Below are 21622 nucleotides of genomic sequence, written 5' to 3' on the forward strand. Positions count from 1 at the left end.
TGGAAAAAACGAGGTACATCAATTTCAACAAAACCAAAAAACGTGGCATTTACGCTAAGTGGTTCAAAATAAAGACGTAGCTTCGCCGCTTCAAAAAAATGGGTCTATGAAGCGCATAAGTCAATATAAGAAGTTATTTGGTGTTGAAAAGGAGATTGATCTTAAAGCACTAAAGACAACATACCGTACTTTGGTAAAAGAATGGCACCCTGATAAATTTCAAGAAGGCGATGCCAAACGTGAAGCGGCCGAAGTAAATAGCCGCGCTATCATTGATGGCTACCATTTTTTGGTGAGTATTGCCCCTGCAACTATTGCCGCGAACTTAGATGCATACAATGAAACAATCAACAATTCGGGTATTGCAGATTACGTACATAAAGGATTGGTGCTCGAAATCACCTTTTTAGATGGTACGACCTATGAATACTTTGGTGTTACAAAATCCATTTATGTGAAGATGATCAATTCCAATAAATTGAATCGTTTCGCAAAGCGCAACATCTATACGAACTACATTTACAGAAAGTCAAAACGTACGCTGCAAGAGGCGTAAGCATAAGATAGTATACTGTTAACGGGCGACGGTCGCTTTATTCGAAGTGCTGTTTAAAAGAATAAGTGCCTCACTTTACACAATTCTCGTACTTCCTGTACCTATCTTTACTTAAATCTATATTATGTCGAAACAATTTTCCGCCTTAGGAATCAACGAACAAACACTCCAGAGTTTAGTCGATTTACAGATTTCTGTTCCGACAGATATTCAAAAGAAAACCATCCCTATAATATTAAATCAAAAAGAGGATATCGTAGCCTTGGCAAAGACGGGGACCGGTAAAACTGCAGCTTTCGGATTGCCCTTGTTACAGTTAATAAACACGGAAGCTTCTCATGTGCAAGCGGTAATATTATCTCCCACACGGGAATTAGGCCAACAGATTTATGAAAATTTAGTTTCATTTGCTGCGCATAGTTCTTCTATTTCTATTGCTTCCGTTTGCGGTGGCATTCCTATAAAGCCCCAGATAGAACGTTTAAAAGAAGCTACCCATATTATTGTGGCTACTCCCGGGCGGTTGATAGATTTGATTCAACGTAAGGCTGTTAGTATTAAAAATTTAAAGTATTTGGTTTTAGATGAAGCCGATGAAATGGTGACCGCCTTAAAAACCGACTTGGATACCTTAGATGCCGAAATGCCAAAATCGCGTAGAACGCTTTTGTTTACGGCTACCATGCCTGGCACCGTTAAACAATTGGTGCAGAATTATATGTCGAAACACGTGATGCACCTGGAAGCTGATATGTCGCAAATGGGCCATCAGGGCATCGACCATAAATTTATAGTGGTCGAACCTATTGAAAAGCTGGAAGTTTTATTGCATTTTCTGAATTCTAAAGAAGGGGAACGTGGCATTATTTTCTGCAAGACCAAAGCAGCAGTGAATAAGTTAGCTAAGAAACTGGCCATCAATAAATTCTCTTCAGGGTCTATTCATGGGAGTCTGACGCAGGGAATCCGAGATCGAATTATGGGTCAGTTCAGGGAAGGATATATCGATATTCTTGTGGCAACCGATTTAGCGGCACGGGGTATTGATGTAAAGGAAATCTCGTATGTAGTAAATTACCACCTACCGGACACCTACGAAGCCTATGTGCATCGAAGTGGTCGTACGGCGAGGGCAGGGGCGAAGGGACTCTCGTTGAGCATTATTCAAGAAGATGAACGTATTGATATTCCTGAATTTGAGGAAGCGTTGGGTTTGGTCTTTAATGAAATAAAGAAACAAGATGCCAAAAACAGGGAAGAAACCAATCTGCTGCTTTGGGCGAAACGTATTTTTAAAACAAAACCCAATCGTACTGTTTCCGCAGAAACCAAAAAGAAATTAAAAACCGTTTTTCATCATTTAACAAAAGATGAATTGATTGAAAAAATACTGGCCGACCGTATCATTCAAAACTCTCCTGCCACACCCAAGGATCAATCTCAAAAGAAATAATACATGGCCAACGACATTCGTACCCAAGAAGATATTTTACAAAAATTGGGCATTGATGCCTTGAACCCAATGCAAGAAGAAGCATTGGCGGTTATTGGTAAGAATACGAATATTGTTTTGCTTTCCCCAACAGGTACAGGTAAAACCTTAGCTTTCTTATTTCCCCTTCTGGAGACCTTAGATGCTGAATGCACCGAAGTACAAGCGCTGATTTTAGTACCTTCTCGAGAGTTGGCCATACAAATCGAACAGGTTGTCCGTGATATGGGTTCGGGTTTTAAAGTAAATGCGGTGTATGGTGGAAGGCCTATATCTAAAGATAAAATCGAATTAAGGCATACGCCCGCGATTTTGATTGGTACACCTGGACGAATTGCAGATCATTTTGGTGGAGATCGCTTTACAAAAGCTGATATTAAAACATTGGTTCTCGATGAGTTTGATAAATCGTTGGAAACAGGATTTGAAGGCGAAATGAGTGAAATCATCAATCAATTACCAAATCTGAATAAAAAAATTCTTACTTCAGCTACGCAAGCAGTTGAAATTCCCGGTTTTGTTGGGATCGAAAAGCCAGTCTTTATCAATTATCTGAATTCTAAAAAAGAATCAAAACTGGCCCTCAAAAAAGTGCTATCGTCTGATAAGGACAAGCTACGGACTTTGGTAGATTTGTTGCTGCACATCGGTAGTCAACCCGGTATTATCTTTTGTAATTTTAAGGACAGTATTGAACGGGTAAGTTCGTTTTTAAATGAAAATGGCATCAATCACACCTGTTTTTCAGGTGGGATGGAACAACGTGACCGTGAACGCTCGTTGATAAAGTTCAGAAACGGTACTTGTCAAGTATTGATCGCAACGGATTTGGCGGCAAGAGGAATCGATATTCCCGAAATGAAATATATCATTCATTATGAATTGCCCAGAGCCGTAGAAGAATTTACGCACCGAAACGGTAGAACCGCACGGGTGAATGCGAAGGGTACCGCATATGTTTTACAATCGAAAACCGAGTATGTACCTGAATTTATAAAAGATGTAGCAACAGTAGATATCACTCAGAAAGCCCTCCGAAAAGCTCAGTATTGGGAAACGCTCTTTATTTCCGGAGGAAGAAAAGACAAAATTTCCAAAGGCGATATTGCCGGACTTTTCTTTAAACAAGGCGGACTGAACAAAGACCAATTGGGCATTATCGAGTTGAAACAAGATTGTGCATTTGTGGCTGTTCCCGCATCCTTGGGGAAGCAACTGGTACATAAGCTAAACAACGCTCGATTGAAAAACAAAAAAGTGCGTATCACTATCTTATAAGTAGGTCACTCGATTACGCTCACGACACACTTTTTCCAATGCACGGCATAAAGAAATAAAGTAAAATACAAGGTAAACGGTACACTATAAGGCATTTAAACCAATACCTAAAAAAATGAATTATAAAACTTTGAAAATAAGTGAATTAAAATGTTGAATGTCAAAAAAATGGCCCCATCTTTGCGCTTCAAAAAGTATTATAAATTTTAATTAGATTACAATGAGTAAAGGAACAGTAAAATTTTTCAACGACACCAAAGGTTTTGGTTTTATCACTGAAGAAGGTGTTGAGAAAGATCATTTTGTACACGTTTCAGGTTTAGTAGACGAAATTCGTGAAGGCGATGAAGTTGAATTTGATTTACAAGATGGTAAAAAAGGCCTAAACGCAGTAAACGTTACAGTTATATAAGCATATATATCTTGAATTTTACAAAAGCCCATCTATTTAGATGGGCTTTTTTTGTGGTTAGCAGGCCACAAGTAAGTCTACTTTCCACGGCCTACAGGTCTGAATGCGCTTTTTTTCAATCTATAGAATCGGGCCGTTCATAGATACAATTTAACTGAACATCTAGTTTTGGGCAAAAAAGGTTATCAAAAATTAAACCAAGTTTTAAATTCTCGGTCAAAGTAGTGATTGAATAAATGAAAGTTTAACCTTTTTAAATTTAGAAATCATGAAAACAAATACTAAAACATACTTCGTACTGCCCTTATTACTAATCGGATTTATTTTTGCAGGTACCGCCCAAACTCGGAAGCGTACAACAAAAACAACGACGACCACAACACGAACGGTAACCAAGAGCACCCCTAATCGAGTGTCAAGCAAAAGAGTTGTATACAAAACTCCTAAAAAGAAGGTAGTTTCTGTACGAACGGTACCAAATAAGAAGGTTGTAAAATACCAAGGTCAGAATTACTATTACGCCAACAACAGGTATTATACGTCTTCAAGAGGGCGTTATATTCCAATAGCTCCGAAAATCGGATTTAGAATCAACACTTTGCCCACGGGATATAGCAGGGTTCGTTTTAACAGTCATATCTATTTTAATTTCGGTGGTATTTTTTATTCCGAGGTCGGTAACGCATATGAAGTTGTCGAACCCGAAGTAGGTACTATCGTTTATGAACTGCCTGATGATTATGAAAGGGTGACGATTGACGGTCAAACTTATTATGAGTATGCCAATATTTTATACGAAAAAGTGCAGGTAGATGGCACGAGAGCCTATGAAGTGGTGGGTATCATAGATATGGAATAGGCTATATTTTTGAACCAAAGATAGGCGTTTATCATTTTCGGGTAAGCGCTTTTTTTGTTTGTTATTGGTTTTCGATGTAAGTTATATGGATGCCTTCATTTATAGAGGAAATAAAAACGATGTAATTAGATAAAGTGCAGCGAATAAAAATGTAATTTCGCGCGGCATAAAATTGGGGTAAGTATTTGAATACTAAAGATAAAATAGGCGGAATGAAGCGTGAAGAATTAGATAGTTCCCAGGAAGTATCTTTAGAGGAAGTAGAAAAATGTATTGCTGTTTTAGAGCGATTGGTTGCCGATACAAACCAAATATTTGAAATACCTAAAGCGCATAGAACGGCATTAATAAAGGCATCCGGTCAATTATCAAGACCGAGTAGGGAAGAATTTTCCCGAAGAAAAAAAGATGCCAAAAAAGCGAGCAAACGAAAACAAGCGGCGAAAGACAAAAGCGCCCGTAATCAAACGGGTATCAGATATGCCCGTGAGGCTGCTGTATTTGTTGCTCCTAAATTGCTCGCCGCCGCCGATTTGGCCGCAAAGGATACCCCCGAATTGGAATCTCCAAGAGATTGCTATGTATGCAAAACCAAATTCACCAAATTGCATCATTTTTATGATACTATGTGCGGTGATTGTGGAGACCTTAATTATGCCAAACGTTTTCAAACGGCAGATGTAAAAGGCCAAGTGGCCGTTATTACCGGTTCTCGCCTAAAAATCGGATACCACATTTCATTAATGTTATTACGCGGCGGTGCTACCGTTATTGCTACCACACGCTTTCCTGTGGATTCGGCCTTGCGTTTTTCCAAAGAAGAAGATTTCATGGAATGGGGGCATCGCCTAAAGATCCACGGACTCGACTTAAGACACATTCCCAGTGTTGAGATTTTCTGTAATTATATCGAACAGAATTATGAAAAACTCGATATTCTAATAAACAATGCGGCACAAACGGTACGTCGGCCTGCAGGGTTTTATGCGCATTTAATGGGCAATGAAGAGCGCCCTTTTGAATCCTTGCCCCAATTCGCACAAGGTATATTGGCCGACCATAAGCGCTGTTTGGAAGAATTGACCACATTGACCACAACAGTTTCTGCAAATAAAAACATGCCGGTTTCCTGGCACGGTCCAGAACCCGGTATCGGATTACGGTCTTCTGCCAAGTTATCTCAAATACCCTATAGTTTTGATGCCAGTCTGGTGGCCAAAGAAGTTTTTCCCGAAGGGGGATTGGATGCCGATTTACAGCAGGTAGATTTACGCAAAACCAATAGTTGGCGCTTAAAATTAGGTGCTATTGAAACCACCGAGATGGTAGAGGTACAACTGGTGAATTCCGTTGCTCCTTTTGTGCTGTGCAACCGACTTGCCGAAGTAATGAAAAAGGAAAATACCGGACAAAAACATATTATTAATGTTTCTGCCATGGAAGGTAAGTTTCATCGTTTTTTTAAAGAATCGCGCCATCCACACACCAATATGGCAAAAGCGGCCTTAAACATGCTAACGCATACCGCTTCCGGCGATCTGGCCAAATACGGTATTTATATGAATGCGGTAGATACGGGTTGGGTAACCGATGAAGACCCTGCCGAATTGGCCAAAAAGAAACAAGAGGTTCATGATTTTCAGCCTCCTCTCGATATTGTTGATGGTGCGGCCAGAGTTGTAGACCCTTTATTTGATGGTATTAATACCGGAAAACATTGGTGCGGGAAATTCTTAAAAGATTACTTTCCGATTTCTTGGTAAAATGATAATTTATTCTTCCGTTATTGTTGAACCAATTTAGAATGTTCCATAAAATGGTTTTCTAAACGTTTCAGCTGTGGATGTGATTTTTGGGCATAGATGACGAACTGGCACTTTTTTATGCTTTCGGCCATAACAATCATACTGGTCGTATCACTTTTTTTCGATAAAAAATCGGCATCGTCTATACTGCATATTTTCAATTCGGAAATACTCACACCATTCGTCAAAAATAGGTTTTGAAGGGTTTTAGGAGTAGTAATTAGAATATCGATTCCCATATAGATTTCCGACTTTTGAATATCGATATGCAGCTGTTCATAACTGGCGTAGACCCGCAATGTATTGTATTTGGTGAATTTTAAAAAGGCATCATACAAGGCTAGGACCTTTTCTTTGTTTTCAACAAGAACCACGGCCCTTGGCGCGTTTCCAACAGCCTCCCCCTTTAACTTTTGTAACGTTGTCAGTATTAAGGTCGTCGTTTTTCCACTGCCATCCGCAGCAAAGCAAAAGACGTTGGCTCCACTTTTTATTACCGGAATACTCCTTTTTTCAAATGGGGTAGGGGTTTCTATAGACTGTAGCTCCAAAGATTCAAGTAATCGGGGATGTAATTTTTTAAACGGCATATCTTTTATGTGATTACAAATCTAAATACTTTTAAAAACAAATATACTGCCAACGCATCGGGAAATTAAAGATTGGCTTACTTATTCCAAATCGCATTGGCTACGAATAAAGAATTAAGAAAACACCCACCATAATACCCGCCAAGGGCACCAGTTTTTTACGTTTGTTCTGCTCTTTGAACAACAATCCGCCAACGACTACGGCAATGAGTATCTGGCTGCGTTTAATGGCCGAAAGCAACATGATCAAGGCATCAGGGTCTTGCAGGGCTTTAAAATAAAAGTAATCGGCGATTTGCAACAGCACCCCGACCAAGGGTATGGACCAGCGCCAAGTAAAGGCATTGCGCTTTTCGGCATTCGGAAACCAGGTGATGCTTAAAATAACCAGTAAGATAAGCACCGTATAAAAACAAAACCAGAATTGTAAGGTTTGAGGGTTTAAAGCCAAGCTTTGAACCAAAAACTTATCGTACAATCCACTGGAAGCCCCTAGAAAGGTGGCTCCGATTATCGCGAATATCCATTTGTTGCTTTTAAAATGGATGCCCTCTTTTTTGCCGATCTTTGAATAAAGCAGTACCGAAAAAATGATAAGAAAAAAGCCGATCCATTGCAAACCGTTGGGCTTTTCTTGGTAAATGGTGATGGCTCCGATAAAAGTAAAAAAAGGTCCGGCCGAGCGTATGGGCGTCACAATGGTAATCGGCAAATGCTTTAACGCCTGATAGGCCAATAGCCAAGAGGCGGCCATTATAGCAGACTTTATAGCGAGAAAACCATGGGTTCGCCAGGGAATATCAGTGATATAGAATTGTATGTCGACCATATATTCAGGAAACCATACAGAACCCAAATAAAATGGAAGCAACACTAAAAAACCTGATGAAATGGTACCCAAAAGCACCGGGAAAACCTCGTTGCCTTGAACGGCATGTTTTTTAAGCAGGTTGTGTAACCCTAGAAATAAGGCGGCCAAAAGACCGAGGTACATCCACATAGCGCGCGAAGATATTGGTTTTTTAGGGTACTCTGGGCATATAAATGCTATGGATTACAAATCGCGGTCATATTCATGGAACGTATGGCCAAAGCCGACAATGATCGAGGAATTAATAAAATATAAAAGGGTAAACATGTGAAAGCCGACTTGCACAAGTCGGCTTTGTGAAAAATATGCGTTATGGACCCTACAAATATGTTTTTAATATGTCACTCCGTGATTTGTTTCGAAGAACTCGGATCGCCTTTTCCCTTATTTGCCGAACACGCTCCCTGGTGATGTCAAAGAGTTCACCAATTTCACTTAGGCTCATGGGAGTTCGCTCTCCAATGCCGTAGTAGAGCCGTATAATTTCACGTTCTCTAAGAGGCAGTGTTTTTAACACCTGAGTAATGTCTGTTCTAAGGGAGTCTTTTATCATTTTGGCATCTGGACTGGTCGTGCCTTGTGAGTTCATGACATCATAGAGATTGGAAGACTCCCCTTCTTGAAGCGGTGCGTCCATCGACAAATGCCGTCCTGAATTTTTCATTGCCAGTTTAACCTGGGCCGCGCTCATATCAAGCTCCCTACCAATTTCGACTGCACTGGGAGCTCTTTGATAGGTCTGTTCCAAAGAAGCGTATACTTTATTTATTTTGGTGATTTCACCAATTTTATTCAATGGTATTCGCACCATACGTGATTGTTGCGACATTGCCTGTAAAATAGATTGCCGGATCCACCATACCGCATAGGAGATGAATTTAAACCCACGGGTCTCATCAAAACGCTTGGCTGCTTTGACCAATCCTATATTTCCTTCGTTGATCAAATCGGAAAGCCGCAGACCGTTTCCTTGATACTGTTTTGCGGCTGATACGACAAAGCGCAAATTGGCATTTACTAATTTATTAAGGGCAATTTGATCTCCATTACGTATTTTCTTGGCCAATACTACTTCCTCATTCGGGGTAATCATATCAATTTTTGATATTTCCTGAAAATACTTGTCCAATGATTTAGTATCCCTATTCGTAATTTGTTTGGTGATCTTCAATTGCCGCATATATTATTTGTTTTTATTAATATTCCTTTACTATAATCTACATTTTTACTGCAGAATTCCTAGTAAAGTTGTAATTTCTTTGATTTTTTTTCAATTTTTTACTTTAAAGAGATAACTAGATTAAGTTTAAGCGGGATGCATGGGCTCCCCTAGAAACAATAATAGTCCTATGAAGTTTTCGATATAGAATATGCCTTAATACCCTTAAAATGATACTATTGGCTATGAATAACCCCCCGCCCGATAAATCGTTCCGGCAGAAGGGTAGGTTCGGGTAGATTTATTAACTGACCTCCTGAAAGCTATACTCTTAAAATTCCAGTCTTCTTTGGTCTAAGGCTTTTTATTGCTCTCGACCTTGTTTAATTGTAAACTATCGATAACCGCTTTCAAACGGTCTATTTCCAACTGGTAATTTGGAACAGCTTCAGCCCCTCCATCCGTCGAATCGAACTGATAATCATTAAGAATATTGGAAATAACACGTTTATGTCCACAATAGGCAAAATCATATCCATGTTCTGTAAACCGCTTCTCAATCAGGTCTATAGTATCCTTACTGTGTATGCCATATAAATTAAAGTCTTCATCAATCTTGTTAAAATGGTCACGATCTTTCTTGTTGTAGCCCCAGGTAATATATGCAAGGATACCTACAACAACTGAAGCAACTGTTAATAATAGCAGCCTGCGGTTTCGGTTCCGCTTTTCAATGGCCTCGAACTTGGATCTGGCCAATTCTTTCTTGACCAGTAGCTTTTGTTCTCCTTCCGTAAGTAATGCCATTACATCTCGATGCAATTCACTAAAATTATGCCCTTTTAGCGCCAATGCCCTGAAAAGGTTCGCTATCCCTACGGAACGATCAGTGTTTAGATCAATAAACTGTATTCTTTTCAGCCTTTTTGGAAGTTCACAAGGTTCAATTAATAGGGGAATGAATGTTTTACGATCATTCAATGACGCGTGTACCTCGTCCATAAGTTCTTTTGATACTACGGAACTTTGGGAAAGTATAAAAAGGACAACATCAGATTCTTCTATGGCCTCCTGTATTTGATGGTCCATTCGTTTTCCGACAACTCCGTGCACATCTCTTGCCCATATAGTCAACGCCTTCTTTTCCAATGCATGGGTAAGATTCACGACAAATTCTCTATCGTTAGAATGGTAACTAATAAATATTTTGCGTGTCATGTTAGTGTGGCGGCTGATTATATTCAAGATTAATTTAATTGCAATTCGGTTTTACGCGAAATGACATGCAAAGAATGCCCAACAAGCAAAAGGACCAAAAAAACTGGAATAGGCCTTAAACTCTGGTAGTATAAACTCTCAGCAACACTCAAGAATATTAACATATAAAAGAAACTGATAGCACCGTAACGCTCGAAGTACTTGCAAAACAATAGATTAGATTTTGATAGCAAATTAAGTAATACGCTTATGAAGAGTGAAATACCGATAATTGTATTAAAATCATATAATAACAATAGATTGCCATCTTCCAAGCCAGACCGATAGTAAGTTAGCGTTGGTAGCAGGATCAGTATGATCAAATTGATGAAATAATCTACATTTGAATTCAGTCGATAAATTTTTGAAATCCGCAAAACCATAACGAGTAGAAATAGAAAATAAAGCGATAAGGATTGAAGCCATTCGCCCAAACTTTCCAATAGCGCAAAGAGTATGAGAATCGAAGGCGTTATGACGTCTTCATAACGCTTCAATAGACGTCTTCCCCATCGAAACTTCCCAAATACTATTTTTATGCCAGAACCACTAAGAATGGCGAGAATGAGAAATATAGAATAGGTCCATAACCCAAGGAGCTCACTTAAACCTGTTGCGCTAAAAATATCCGCTAATATGGGAATTGAGATTGCAATCAAGATTAACAAACTCCGTTTTCTCAGTTTTTGCCAGTAGGCTCTTTCTACAAAGAGGCTTAGTTTATTGTTGTGTACTATCTTTTCCTTTTCTTGCTCTAGTCGCTCAAAATTGGCAGTATCCTCATGAACTTCCAGGTTAAGGGCCTTAAGCAGTGAGGTCATTCCAAAGTTCAGGTCCTTACTCAAATCGTATTTTGTCAACCGTTTAATTCTAAAAGGAACTTCGCAGGGTTCCAAAAGTACCGGCACAATTGTTTTATTTTCCTCCAAAGCGAAAGCAACTTCATCCAAAACATTTTCTGATTTCACCGAAGATTTTGATAGCAATAATACCATAGTATCTGCGTCATCAATAGCTTGGTCGATACTTGAATCCCATGCAGATCCAGCTTCGATACTAATCTGGTCAAACCAAACGTCGGCACCATTTCGTATCAATTCTTGGGTGAGTTGTTCAGCGAAATCTAAGTTCCTTCTCGAATAACTTATGAAAACTTTAGATTCGGACATATCGTAATATAGAAATTGAGTATTGAAGTGACTATTTCTTACTAAAATACGTATTTTAATTTTTAATCAACCGCCGGGTAATTCTATATTTAAAGTGCACTATAGTGTCTTATGTAGTGTTTGCCCTGAGCATCTCGACTTCGCTGATAGAAACTTGCCGATGGAGCACTTCACTTTCTTTTGCCAACGCTTTGTCTCACAAAATTTTTAAAGATAATTAGCTGCTGAAAATTACGGCGCCTACTAAAAGCCAATGACATCAAAAAAGGAACCACATAAATATATGGGAAAGTAGAGGTAGACGATGGTGGTTGGAATTCATTTAGTTATACAATAAAGCTGGCCAGTTACACACTTTTATGCTAGCCGCATCATTATTCTCGCTTATTTGTTTATGAATTGAATTCAGAATTATAAAAGAGGGAATACGTGATCAACTTAAACCAGTTAAAATGAGGAGAATATTTATACTAAGTTTTGCCGTAACTTTAGCCTTAGTTGTACTTGTTTCATGCCGTTGCCAGCAGATTGTCGGTGGTGTAGATAAATTCTACCATACCTTACCAATAAATGGGGTCGATCGAGAGTTTATCGTTGATTTACCCTTGGGATATGATTGCGCTAATGACTATCCTGTGGTAGTAGCATTCCATGGCTTAGCTCAAAATAATGAAAGAGCTTGGAATCTTTGGGGTTGGAAAGAAAAAGGTGAGACCGAGCAGGTAATAACGGTGTATCCTCAGGGGCTATCCTACACCTTTGGCCCAAACCAAACTTCAAAGACCAAGTGGGATGACGGAGAGCTAAGCGATCCCGCTAATCCGGCAGACCTTAACCCGGCAGCACAAGTCATAGCCGATGATGTTGCCTTTGTACGTACAATGATTGCATTTATTAAGCTGGGCTACTCCACAGATCCCAACAAGTTTTATGCCACGGGTTTTTCAAACGGAGGGGGTTTTGTGTGGCGCTTGGCCATTGAAGCGGGAGATATTTTTCAAGCCTTTGCGCCTTGCTCAGGTATCTTAAGTTACACGGGCGTAGCCCCGATCGCGTACAGACCAGTCTATTTTAGCGGGGGTGATTCAGAATCTTTTGTAGTGGATAACAATAACGGTGTTCCACTAAATCTGGATGCTGCTGAGATTACCGCCTTTATGCAGGATATACATGATATAGAATTGGATGCCTTACAAATTCAAGACATTTTCACGGTAGTTACTGAAAATACCGAAAAGGTAATTATAGAATGGAATCAACCCATTGATCCACCACAAACACATTTTTATAAACTGATTATGTGGTCAGATACCGAACATGTTTATCCAAGTATGCTAAATTCATTCCGAAATCCAAATCTTCATCATCTTGTTGATGAATACTGGGAGTTCTTTGATTCGCTTTGATTTTATAAGGCAAAGGAATATGGCCCGATGCTGTTGAGATATGGGCCTATTAAAGAGTCACTGAAAGTTCTATAATGTACTGTGTGGGGGCTGCCCTGAATCATTCACTAAGAGTCGTCAAAGTATAAACGAAGAGAAACATTACTTTGGTAAACGACATAAAAATAGAAGGTCTGGGAGACGTTTTCCTTTTTGAACGGCGTGGCGTGCCGGCCTATTTTGAACTTCACCAGGGACAAATTTTTCTTCAAAAACGCAAGCACTTCTAATATAATTTTACTTTTTTTGTCCAATGATTCGGTCAAAAAAGAGCTATTTCCCTGTTTTTCTGTGTTTTATGGTTTTTTCGTTTGTTTATATGAACGCTCAAGAACCTGAAATTCAACAATTTGAGGGATCGTTACAACTTGGTGAATTTATTGGGGAAGCAAAATATGAATATAAGATTGCTGAAGGTGACACCTTGCGCGATGGCGCCTTTCAGATGAACCGATCTAATCTTCAAGCACTATTAGACGAGGAGGACTCTTCTTTTTCCTTTACAGGAGCTTTCAAAGACAACGTTCCAGAAGGGTTTTGGCGGTTTCAGTTCGGGGAGTTTCAATCGGACAGCAAAACCCAGGTCGTCGATATTCAGTATCAAGTCAAGGTAAGCGGCCGACAAGAAGTGGCAAGCGGTGTGATCAAAGACGGGAAACCCCATGGCAAGTGGACGTATACGATCGATCAAATCAAAGATTCCGAAGTCGAGAAACTACTTTTTAAAAGCACGATTGATTTTGAGGAAGGTATACCACAGCGCAGCTTTCGAATCGAAAATGACAGTAGTACGCTCGTAGGTCGTTTTCTTCGAAACGGACTCGCACATGATGAATGGTCCCTTTTTGTAAACACCGACTTGGGAGATACGGAGAATTGGATTTTTAACGATGGTATACTCCAAGTCATAGAGCAGCAGAAAAATGGGCTACGGAACACCATTCGAGTTTTTGATGACACTCCCAAAACCACGAAGACCATCAATCTTGATTCCCGCTATATCAAGGCCCTGCAATTGCAACGCTCAATTTCCGATGGCGTCGAATTGTTTGATAAAGGTATTCCCAGATTGCTTGGAGAAAACGTCAAATACTATCAAAAATTGGATGCTATTTTAACAGAACTCGGGGAATCGAGCTTTCTTCCTGAATTTAAAGTAAAAGTGCCGTACTTTCCTTTGGACTCTTTGGAAATCAATATATTGGATTCTATTCAAACACGTCTGAAAAAATTGCGGGAAATCAGTAGTTCGTTCCTCAACGATTCGCATCTCAATATTTTAAAACTGTCGGACCCCGATATCCAATATCATTATGAAGTGGTCCGTAAAATTTCAGAGACCTATCTAAATCCTCTAGAGCGGATGCTGGCGTATCGTGAATCGGATATCGTGGAGTTTGCCACTCGTGAAAAATTGATACATAACCTATGGCCAGAGGGGCTTCCATCCAAAGAATTAACGGTAACGATCGAAGTCGATAGTGTGTCGTTTTCAAGAACCTTCGAATTACCGGATGCCGACAATTATAAATTTGAAGATTACGATATGACCTCGATGGACGGACTTTCACGCTATGCCGAAAATAGCCTGCATACTGTTGAAGAGATTTTAGGTGCCAAATTGACCCAAGAGAAGAACCAGCAAGAATTGATTGCCTTAGAAAAAGAACTGCTGGCCCAAAACAACGAGTTGCAACAATTGATAGACTCGACGCAGCATACTTTGGGTGCAGCATACAAAAAGGCATTAGGTCGCATTAAGGCGGTATCGGACAAAAAATTAAGTGATTTTTCCTCAAAGGAGGAGGTAAACAGTGGCCGGGAGTTGGTAGTATGCTATAAACGAATGAACCTGCTGGCAAAGTCCGTAGCAGCGTTGCCGACCCGATCCAAGGAGATAGCCACAGTTTATAACGATCGGATATGGAACCCTTTTATGGCCACTTTGATGGATGAAGAAGTCAAGAAACGGATTACGAATGCTTATCGTCAGGTGCTCGTTCCCCATTTTCTGGAAAGAATACAGACCGACTTGAGTTGTGAAAATGCCGGGGAATTGACAACTCAAATCGAAAATACTGTTCAGCGCATATTGCAATTGCGTGAAGAGGACACGTCAAAAGTGGAGCGAAAACTACGAAAGGAACAAGACCCCCAAGTGGTTTTGCAATTGTTCGATGTGCAACCGATGACCGAAGAAAACTAGATGATGGGGCTAGACACTAAAATATATATACGGTTCGTCTTAATTTTCGCGGTTTGCGTAAATTTCAATGGATTTTCGCAAGAAGAGGAAGAAAAACAAGTCCTGCCTTACGAATCAAAATATAAAGACCCAAAAACCAAGGTATGGGTCAATACCTACGGCAAAATACGAATCGGAAAGCGACTATTTTGGGATGCCCAAACACATTTTAGGTTCCAGGAGACCGAGAAAACACCCTTTTTAGGGCAAATCGCGCAAATCTATAACCGTCATGCCATCGGCTATATTTATTCGAAAAAAGTAAACTTCAGTCTGGGTGGGGTAGTGCGCATTAATTTCAATACCGATGAAGAATCCATCGATAGAAATGTGGTTCCCGAATGGCGTATCTGGCATCAGTATCAATTTGCCATGCCACTCTATTCGGCGATGATATACCACAGAATTCGTATTGAACATCGATGGACACAGGGCTTTGCGGAAAATAGCGATTATATTTTCAGAAATCGGTGGCGTTACTTGTTTAGAGCCAAAATTCCTTTGAACAGCCATAAATTGGAACCGAAGACGATTTATGTCGCACCAGAGGCGGAATTGATCATGCAAAGTGGCAAGGCCGTCGTAGACAGCCCTATGGAAGACTTGCGTTTAACGACCACTTTGGGTTATATTGTAACCCCTAGATTGACTTTTGCCGCAGGACTAATGTATTCACAAGGGCAAACGTTGGAAAATGGCGGAAACTTTAATCAGAACTGGACTATGCGTGTACATATGTACTATTCTCCCGATTTTAGAAAGGTGAGAAGTAAATTGCCAGAAATTCACCTAGAGGATTAACTTGTTTCAAGGACCGGAAAAATGAAAAAACGAACGATTATCCTATATCTGTTACTGGCCACATCTGTGGTCACTGCCCTCTTTTTTCTTTTTAGAACACAAGGTTTGAAACAGCAATTGAAGGAAACGGAGCTTAAACAGACCCGGTTGGAGGTGCAAGTGGATGAACATAAGAAATTGATGCGTATCGACAGCATGCTCGTCGATGGCAATTACAATTCGGCATTGCGTGAGTATACTTTTCAATTGGAAAACAAACTCGGCAACGACAGTATCGGGTTACAATTACGAATAGCCTTGGCGGAAAACCTGAAAAGAATGGAAGCAAGCAATAATACCCAAATTGATTCACTCGCATTGAAGGCTTTGGATTCGCTTCAAGAAACGTCAAAAGTAACGCCCCGGGAAATAAGGCAATACGATTCGGTGAGTTTTGCACTTGAAAAAATGAAGGTTCAATTGCAAACCATGCAAAGGCAGCAAAGGAAAAAGTCATTTGGCGAGTATCTTCGTTTTAAGAGCCAAAAGGGAAATCAGCTTCACTATGTGGGGCAGGTTCAAAATAAAAAGGCCAACGGGTACGGGATAGCTCTTTTTGATACCGGTAGTCGATACGAAGGACAGTGGAAAGACAACCAGCGACATGGCGAGGGCACTTTTTATTGGCCCGATGGCGAATATTATATAGGCAGTTACATAAATGATCGGAGAAATGGCAACGGCACTTACTATTGGCCCAATAAGGAGAAATATGCGGGACAATGGAAAGATGATAAGCGAAACGGCCAAGGCACTTTCTACGGCGCAGATGGAAAAGTGGTCACCAGCGGTGTCTGGAAGAATGATAAACTCCAAAAGCCCAATAAGGAATAAGGTAATCGACAGCAATGCTTCCGAGCGTTTTTTCAATATCTCGTCACATCATTGATGGCGTCTTCCTATCTATAAGTCCAAAAAAAAATATACAAGCTAAGAATTGTTCCTCCATACTTCGTTTTGAAAAAAAGAATGGTGGTACGGTTATTTCTAAATGAAGGCAGATTTGAGGGATATTTCAATTTAATTTAGGTAATAGTTTTATTTAAACGGGGAAATCCAATCTTTAGAAATTTTCAAACAACACATTCTTCGCATTTTCCTTGTATCAACAATTGAGAAACCTCTATTTTTCTATTGGGTATTTCCGGAAGGGAAACACGAACCGTCAAACAATCTACCTTTCCACAACTAAGACACTGAAAATGAGGATGTAGATCTTCGTGTTCAGCTGCCGTACACCCATTACATTTTGCATACCATTTGTGACCTTCTTTACCAAGAAATGAATGCAGCACCCCATCGTCTTCCAACTTATCCAATACACGGTAAATTGTTGTTTTATTGAACGTTGTACCTAGTCGATCAATTAGTTTTTTTGCTGAAATGGCTACAGGGCTATTGTTAAACTCATTGAGTAACACTTCAACTGCTTTCGTTTTTCTAATCACTCCCATAAAACAAAGATAACGCAACTGTGTTGCAATAAAAAATATTATCTCTACATTTGCAACTCAGTTGTATTAACACAAATTACTAATGCTATTAATAAAACAGAAATCTGATATTTTAGGCACTTTTGCAAGTTCATTGTGCCTTATTCATTGTATTGCCACTCCTTTTCTTTTTATCGCTCAGGCCGGTTCGGTTATTTGTTGTGACACACCTCCGGAATGGTGGAAATTTATGGATTATTTTTTCTTGGCTATTTCTTTTATAGCTATTTACTGGACTGCAAAAACAACCTCTATTACATGGATGACGCCTATGCTTTGGCTAAGTTGGTTCGTATTGGTAGCCGTAATCTTAAATGAAAAATTAGAAATGTATCCTTTACCGGAAGCTGTCGTTTATGTTCCTGCTATTGCCTTGATCATACTACACCTGTACAATAGAAAGCGTTGTAAATGTACTACTGATAAATGCTGTGTAAATGAAGGATAAAGATCAAATAGAACTAACGGGCGACAATCATTTTTCAACAAACATAAAAACGCCATTACGGGCAAATGCTTTTGATAAATCTGATGATGAAAAGATTACAAACATTCAACATCATTTTAAAATGATCATGGAGTAAATGGGGTTGGACCTCACCGACGACAGTTTATCGGGAACCCCATATCGTGTTGCAAAAATGTATGTAAAAGAATTGTTTTACGGATTGAATCCAGCGAACAAACCTAAACTTTCCACCTTTAAAAATAAGTATAGTTATAAAAAAATGTTGGTAGAACAGCATATCACTATTGATTCTGCTTGCGAGCATCATTTTTTGCCTATTGTCGGGCATGCCCATGTAGCATACATCCCTAAGGATAAGGTAATAGGATTATCTAAAATTAATCGTTTGGTCGATTATTACGCCAGACGTCCACAGGTTCAAGAAAGGTTGGTACTTCAAATTCTAAATGATTTACAAGACGCATTGGAAACCCAAGATGTCATTGTTTCGGTAACAGCCAAACACCTTTGTGTTTCTTCAAGAGGAATAAAAGACCAAAGTAGTTTTACCACAACTTTGGAATATGGAGGATGTTTTACGGAAGCTACCATCCGCAATGAATTTTTAAAAATAATAGCACAACAAAAACTATAACAAAATAAGTGCAAAAGAGTTAATATTAAAAGATGAAATACAGTTAGTATACTGTATTACAATGTTTTATACTAATATCCTTTGCTTGGGTAAAGTACGGACGAGCGTTTTAAAAGGTTTAATAACTCTTTTTAGCGAAGGAGGCAGTAGGCGCATCGGCGGACTTCATTTTCTTTAAATTTTTCTTCTAAAAAATTTCTTCTCACAGGCGAATGAAATCGAAGAATGGGATTTGGTGCTAGTCAAATCACATTCTAGGTTCCTGAATGCTTATGTAAATAAATAAAAAGGCAATAAATAACATCCGCCCGTACCGGCCTCTCCCAATACATCGATTCTGGCAAGTAGGGTATGCTCGGGCAGGCTTATTTACTGCCCGAGGCATGTGTCCCAAAACCCATTTAGCGACGTAGTAGGAAGGTCAATCGGTGTGAAACGATAGCTTATTGCAAATTAAATTGTATCATCTACAGCGACTGCAAAGATACTTTTCGAAAAAAAATTACAAAAGATGTTAACCTATATGCTTTGTTTTCATTCAGTAGTGAATATTTAAAGATAAATAGTAACTAAGATTAAAAAATTATGGAAAGTGATATTAAGTTATTAAAAAGGGGAACAGTACAAATTGAAGGCAAAGAGTTGCACTTAAAGGCCCATGACATTAAACTAGATAACCTATCACGTCGGAAAAAAGGCGCCTCAGGACATCGCCGTGCTATGGTACATGACAATACAGATGGGTTAACCATCAACTTCAATGGAGATTATCCAGGAGGCGTCACCATGAAAGGAAATATAAAATGCGACAAGATCGAGATGGTTCAATTAAAACGTCTTTTCGGGCATACTTCTTTGATCGATACCATTGCTACTATGAAACGTGAAATGGATGCTCTGAATAGGCGTATTGCCAAATTAGAAAAACGATAAGACAGCAATTATGAGAGATAGTTTTAGAGAAATCGCAGCATTCATGGATCGCATAGAACCTGCCACTGGAGTGAGACGCTTATTAGAGATGCATCAATTGACACCTGATGATGGATTGAGAGAGGTTTTTAGGCGACATACACATCCAAATCTGGTCGACCAACGCTTTTTATTTTGGAATACTTTTTTGATGGATTTTTTAAGAGGTATCACTCCTGATAGTAGAAGAGGTCGTTTATTACTTGGTATTTTCACTTTAGGTTTATCCGAAGTCGCTAGGGCTACCGAAATGATAACCGCTACATTAGGTAAAGAAATATGGAAACGATTTGCTAGATCGCCACATGACAGGCCATTTAAGCCTGCCGTTGAAGCACGTTCTAAAGAAATAGGTGCACTAGTATCACAGTATTCCCACATTTCAGCATTTTGCGAAGTATGGACCAATAGAGAAAAAGACTGGTTGATCAATTCATGGCGAAGATCGATACGTGGTGTTACAAGTCAAATATCAGAACGCCAATTACGGTCATCAGGGTTGGTAACGGTGAGTAACGACCTGTCAATCACAAAAGCAGGTTTTCATCGATTCAGAGCAGAAAGTAGCGAAGATAAATTGGTTGGAAAAGGAGTGATGCTTACACGGGTCAATGTTGGAATGGGTGCATCTCGATTAGAAGTTTACAGCACGCATTTAAATGCTGGAAACCTAGCCGTTAAATTCGTTCAATTCTTAGAGCTTATTCATTTTATAAGTGCTACGCATCGAGCCAACAATCCGACTATTCTTGTGGGGGACTTTAATTTAAATGCACATGATGATGTAGTATACTCCTTTGTAGAACTCTTTTCAGACTCTCCGAGTTCCGGAGGATTTTGGGATGCTTTAAGGTTGGGGGATGGAATTGATTTTAATGAATTTCAAGAAGTTTTTAATAGCCTTACTCCAGAATTACAGACATTTATCTCCCGTTTTCGAGGTACGATATATCAATTCATGACAGGCTGTATGTCTATATTACGTTTTAAAGATCTATGGAAACACCAAAACGATTTACGTTCAGAAGCCAACAGAGGTAATGGCTATACTACTGATTTGTTGGCAGAAGGAACTGCTGATGCATTGTGCCCTGTTAGATTACGAAGTGGCTTAGGTCTTTGTAGCGAATTACGCAGTGCCCCAGCTCGTGCAAAACGTATAGATTATATGTTTGTAAGTGACACAGATGTATCACAAACATTTACCGTAGATTTTTCAGGAGTAACGCGTTTTCGAGCTGATAGACGTGCAGATTCCAGTGATTTTGAGGCGATGCCCTTTATGTCAGATCATTTGGGCTTGTATACCACCATGATGCTCGTACCAAGGAGATAAACTTGCCATTATATATCTCAATAAAAGCGTCAAACAATATAAATAAAAGAAGCTATGCCCTGTTGTTTTAAAGCTAATAACTCTTAACTATTCGCAATAATGATTAAATCTATATTCTTATTTTTACCAAAATCAAATAAAAGAATTTAATAGTATGAGCAAAACAAAACTAACAATAAATAGTAATGGGTCTGTAAAAGTAGAAGGAGATTTTGAAATTGTAGATAGCCAAGGGAATTCATATAACTTACAAGGCAGAACAGTGTTAGGTATATGTCGTTGCGGACGTTCTAATAACAAACCTTTTTGTGATGGTTCACACAGAAATCATTTTGAGCACGAAGCAACAGCTTTCGATTTACCTCCAATGAAAAAGAGTTAAAACATATTAGTTATAGCTTTCAATAGACTTCTCTCCTAAAAAAGCAATCATAACATTTATACTATAATGTTCCGCGTTATGTAACTTGAGCTTTGGTTACGGCATAAAAAGTAAAGATTCTCAATCTTTACTTTTTTGAGCGGGTTGGCGTGCTCGCGTATTATGCACTACACTTCTTTTACCACCGCTTCATCTCGCCGAAAAAAGCAATCAGCCACTGGGTAATCACTTTTTATCGCGTCTAAAAACTCTTTCTGAAAAGGTAGTGAAACCGAATAATGAGATTCGGCGATAGCCAAACTTCATTTGAGGTTCATGAATACCTTTAAAAAACAATAGACCAGCAATTTGTAAGCTT

The 21622-nt window shown here is 39.3% G+C and carries 20 protein-coding genes and 1 pseudogene; 15 read left to right on the forward strand and 6 right to left on the reverse strand.

Translation table 11 applies throughout. The annotated features are described in order from the left end of the window. Window positions 1-106 precede the first annotated feature (106 nt). The 6 genes from AACZ88_RS00670 to AACZ88_RS00695 all read left to right on the forward strand — a co-directional run bounded on the left by AACZ88_RS00670 (window position 107) and on the right by AACZ88_RS00695 (window position 6360). A complete protein-coding gene (locus AACZ88_RS00670; RefSeq protein ID WP_339704685.1) occupies window positions 107-556 on the forward strand; it encodes a KTSC domain-containing protein in 450 nt (149 codons plus the stop codon). Between the two features lie 124 nt (window positions 557-680). Beyond that, window positions 681-2009, forward strand: coding sequence for a DEAD/DEAH box helicase (locus tag AACZ88_RS00675; RefSeq protein ID WP_339704688.1), 1329 nt, complete (start codon window positions 681-683; stop codon window positions 2007-2009). 3 nt (window positions 2010-2012) lie between these two features. Continuing rightward, the gene (locus AACZ88_RS00680; protein ID WP_339704691.1) at window positions 2013-3326 is read left to right on the forward strand and encodes a DEAD/DEAH box helicase; all 1314 of its coding nucleotides are present in this window, start codon (window positions 2013-2015) and stop codon (window positions 3324-3326) included. 220 nt (window positions 3327-3546) lie between these two features. Next, on the forward strand, window positions 3547-3738 hold the full coding sequence (locus tag AACZ88_RS00685) for a cold-shock protein (protein ID WP_339704694.1): 192 nt from the start codon (window positions 3547-3549) through the stop codon (window positions 3736-3738). Window positions 3739-4006: 268 nt separating this feature from the next. Beyond that, complete coding sequence (locus AACZ88_RS00690) at window positions 4007-4597, forward strand: DUF6515 family protein (protein WP_339704696.1); 591 nt, start codon at window positions 4007-4009, stop codon at window positions 4595-4597. Between the two features lie 212 nt (window positions 4598-4809). Continuing rightward, window positions 4810-6360 (forward strand): SDR family oxidoreductase, encoded by a 1551-nt coding sequence (locus AACZ88_RS00695; protein ID WP_339704699.1) that lies wholly within the window; start codon window positions 4810-4812, stop codon window positions 6358-6360. 20 nt (window positions 6361-6380) lie between these two features. Here AACZ88_RS00695 and AACZ88_RS00700 read toward each other — a convergent pair whose 3' ends face one another. From AACZ88_RS00700 to AACZ88_RS00720, 5 genes are all read right to left on the reverse strand, one after another. Beyond that, entirely contained in the window at window positions 6381-6992 is a 612-nt protein-coding gene (locus tag AACZ88_RS00700; RefSeq protein WP_339704702.1) for a DEAD/DEAH box helicase, read from the reverse strand. A 100-nt stretch (window positions 6993-7092) separates the two neighbouring features. Further along, window positions 7093-7992, reverse strand: coding sequence for an EamA family transporter (locus AACZ88_RS00705; RefSeq protein WP_339704705.1), 900 nt, complete (start codon window positions 7990-7992; stop codon window positions 7093-7095). Window positions 7993-8182: 190 nt separating this feature from the next. Beyond that, window positions 8183-9043 (reverse strand): RNA polymerase sigma factor RpoD/SigA, encoded by an 861-nt coding sequence (locus tag AACZ88_RS00710; protein ID WP_339704708.1) that lies wholly within the window; start codon window positions 9041-9043, stop codon window positions 8183-8185. A 333-nt stretch (window positions 9044-9376) separates the two neighbouring features. Beyond that, window positions 9377-10240 (reverse strand): toll/interleukin-1 receptor domain-containing protein, encoded by an 864-nt coding sequence (locus AACZ88_RS00715; protein ID WP_339704711.1) that lies wholly within the window; start codon window positions 10238-10240, stop codon window positions 9377-9379. Window positions 10241-10269: 29 nt separating this feature from the next. Further along, window positions 10270-11448: a toll/interleukin-1 receptor domain-containing protein gene (locus tag AACZ88_RS00720; RefSeq protein WP_339704714.1), complete on the reverse strand. Its 1179-nt coding sequence runs from the start codon at window positions 11446-11448 to the stop codon at window positions 10270-10272. A 452-nt stretch (window positions 11449-11900) separates the two neighbouring features. Between AACZ88_RS00720 and AACZ88_RS00725 the strand changes: the two genes are divergently transcribed. The 4 genes from AACZ88_RS00725 to AACZ88_RS00740 all read left to right on the forward strand — a co-directional run bounded on the left by AACZ88_RS00725 (window position 11901) and on the right by AACZ88_RS00740 (window position 16812). Beyond that, window positions 11901-12854, forward strand: coding sequence for an alpha/beta hydrolase-fold protein (locus tag AACZ88_RS00725; RefSeq protein WP_339704718.1), 954 nt, complete (start codon window positions 11901-11903; stop codon window positions 12852-12854). A gap of 358 nt (window positions 12855-13212) precedes the next feature. Next, the gene (locus AACZ88_RS00730; RefSeq protein ID WP_339704721.1) at window positions 13213-15099 is read left to right on the forward strand and encodes a hypothetical protein; all 1887 of its coding nucleotides are present in this window, start codon (window positions 13213-13215) and stop codon (window positions 15097-15099) included. Then, window positions 15100-15939: a DUF2490 domain-containing protein gene (locus AACZ88_RS00735; protein ID WP_339704724.1), complete on the forward strand. Its 840-nt coding sequence runs from the start codon at window positions 15100-15102 to the stop codon at window positions 15937-15939. Window positions 15940-15960: 21 nt separating this feature from the next. After that, window positions 15961-16812: a hypothetical protein gene (locus AACZ88_RS00740; RefSeq protein ID WP_339704727.1), complete on the forward strand. Its 852-nt coding sequence runs from the start codon at window positions 15961-15963 to the stop codon at window positions 16810-16812. Window positions 16813-17051: 239 nt separating this feature from the next. Here the strand turns inward: AACZ88_RS00740 and AACZ88_RS00745 are convergent, their stop codons facing one another. Next, entirely contained in the window at window positions 17052-17432 is a 381-nt protein-coding gene (locus tag AACZ88_RS00745; RefSeq protein ID WP_339704730.1) for a transcriptional repressor, read from the reverse strand. Window positions 17433-17514: 82 nt separating this feature from the next. On the opposite strand from AACZ88_RS00745, the gene AACZ88_RS00750 reads away from it, so the two are divergent. From AACZ88_RS00750 to AACZ88_RS00770, 5 genes and pseudogenes are all read left to right on the forward strand, one after another. After that, on the forward strand, window positions 17515-17919 hold the full coding sequence (locus tag AACZ88_RS00750) for a MerC domain-containing protein (RefSeq protein ID WP_339704733.1): 405 nt from the start codon (window positions 17515-17517) through the stop codon (window positions 17917-17919). Then, window positions 17909-18574: pseudogene (gene folE, locus AACZ88_RS00755) on the forward strand (GTP cyclohydrolase I FolE). Before AACZ88_RS00750 ends, folE begins: the two are co-directional and overlap by 11 nt. Before the next feature lie 585 nt (window positions 18575-19159). Next, the gene (locus tag AACZ88_RS00760) at window positions 19160-19507 is read left to right on the forward strand and encodes a hypothetical protein (protein WP_339704736.1); all 348 of its coding nucleotides are present in this window, start codon (window positions 19160-19162) and stop codon (window positions 19505-19507) included. A 10-nt stretch (window positions 19508-19517) separates the two neighbouring features. Continuing rightward, window positions 19518-20882 (forward strand): hypothetical protein, encoded by a 1365-nt coding sequence (locus AACZ88_RS00765; RefSeq protein ID WP_339704739.1) that lies wholly within the window; start codon window positions 19518-19520, stop codon window positions 20880-20882. A 154-nt stretch (window positions 20883-21036) separates the two neighbouring features. Next, window positions 21037-21264, forward strand: coding sequence for a CDGSH iron-sulfur domain-containing protein (locus AACZ88_RS00770; protein ID WP_339704742.1), 228 nt, complete (start codon window positions 21037-21039; stop codon window positions 21262-21264). The last annotated feature ends 358 nt before the right edge of the window (window positions 21265-21622 follow it).

Source organism: uncultured Kriegella sp., from assembly GCF_963975415.1.
Taxonomy (GTDB): domain Bacteria; phylum Bacteroidota; class Bacteroidia; order Flavobacteriales; family Flavobacteriaceae; genus Kriegella.

Bases quoted from the DNA above. Each gene is read 5' to 3' on its own strand.
- AACZ88_RS00715 (WP_339704711.1), bottom strand. From the start codon at position 10,240: ATGACACGCAAAATATTTATTAGTTACCATTCTAACGATAGAGAATTT.
- AACZ88_RS00670 (WP_339704685.1), top strand. From the start codon at position 107: ATGAAGCGCATAAGTCAATATAAGAAGTTATTTGGTGTTGAAAAGGAG.
- AACZ88_RS00720 (WP_339704714.1), bottom strand. From the start codon at position 11,448: ATGTCCGAATCTAAAGTTTTCATAAGTTATTCGAGAAGGAACTTAGAT.
- AACZ88_RS00725 (WP_339704718.1), top strand. From the start codon at position 11,901: ATGAGGAGAATATTTATACTAAGTTTTGCCGTAACTTTAGCCTTAGTT.
- AACZ88_RS00695 (WP_339704699.1), top strand. From the start codon at position 4,810: ATGAAGCGTGAAGAATTAGATAGTTCCCAGGAAGTATCTTTAGAGGAA.
- AACZ88_RS00690 (WP_339704696.1), top strand. From the start codon at position 4,007: ATGAAAACAAATACTAAAACATACTTCGTACTGCCCTTATTACTAATC.
- AACZ88_RS00700 (WP_339704702.1), bottom strand. From the start codon at position 6,992: ATGCCGTTTAAAAAATTACATCCCCGATTACTTGAATCTTTGGAGCTA.
- AACZ88_RS00705 (WP_339704705.1), bottom strand. From the start codon at position 7,992: ATGTGGATGTACCTCGGTCTTTTGGCCGCCTTATTTCTAGGGTTACAC.
- AACZ88_RS00675 (WP_339704688.1), top strand. From the start codon at position 681: ATGTCGAAACAATTTTCCGCCTTAGGAATCAACGAACAAACACTCCAG.
- AACZ88_RS00710 (WP_339704708.1), bottom strand. From the start codon at position 9,043: ATGCGGCAATTGAAGATCACCAAACAAATTACGAATAGGGATACTAAA.
- AACZ88_RS00750 (WP_339704733.1), top strand. From the start codon at position 17,515: ATGCTATTAATAAAACAGAAATCTGATATTTTAGGCACTTTTGCAAGT.
- AACZ88_RS00685 (WP_339704694.1), top strand. From the start codon at position 3,547: ATGAGTAAAGGAACAGTAAAATTTTTCAACGACACCAAAGGTTTTGGT.
- AACZ88_RS00730 (WP_339704721.1), top strand. From the start codon at position 13,213: ATGAACGCTCAAGAACCTGAAATTCAACAATTTGAGGGATCGTTACAA.
- AACZ88_RS00735 (WP_339704724.1), top strand. From the start codon at position 15,100: ATGATGGGGCTAGACACTAAAATATATATACGGTTCGTCTTAATTTTC.
- AACZ88_RS00740 (WP_339704727.1), top strand. From the start codon at position 15,961: ATGAAAAAACGAACGATTATCCTATATCTGTTACTGGCCACATCTGTG.
- AACZ88_RS00765 (WP_339704739.1), top strand. From the start codon at position 19,518: ATGAGAGATAGTTTTAGAGAAATCGCAGCATTCATGGATCGCATAGAA.
- AACZ88_RS00745 (WP_339704730.1), bottom strand. From the start codon at position 17,432: ATGGGAGTGATTAGAAAAACGAAAGCAGTTGAAGTGTTACTCAATGAG.
- AACZ88_RS00760 (WP_339704736.1), top strand. From the start codon at position 19,160: ATGGAAAGTGATATTAAGTTATTAAAAAGGGGAACAGTACAAATTGAA.
- AACZ88_RS00770 (WP_339704742.1), top strand. From the start codon at position 21,037: ATGAGCAAAACAAAACTAACAATAAATAGTAATGGGTCTGTAAAAGTA.
- AACZ88_RS00680 (WP_339704691.1), top strand. From the start codon at position 2,013: ATGGCCAACGACATTCGTACCCAAGAAGATATTTTACAAAAATTGGGC.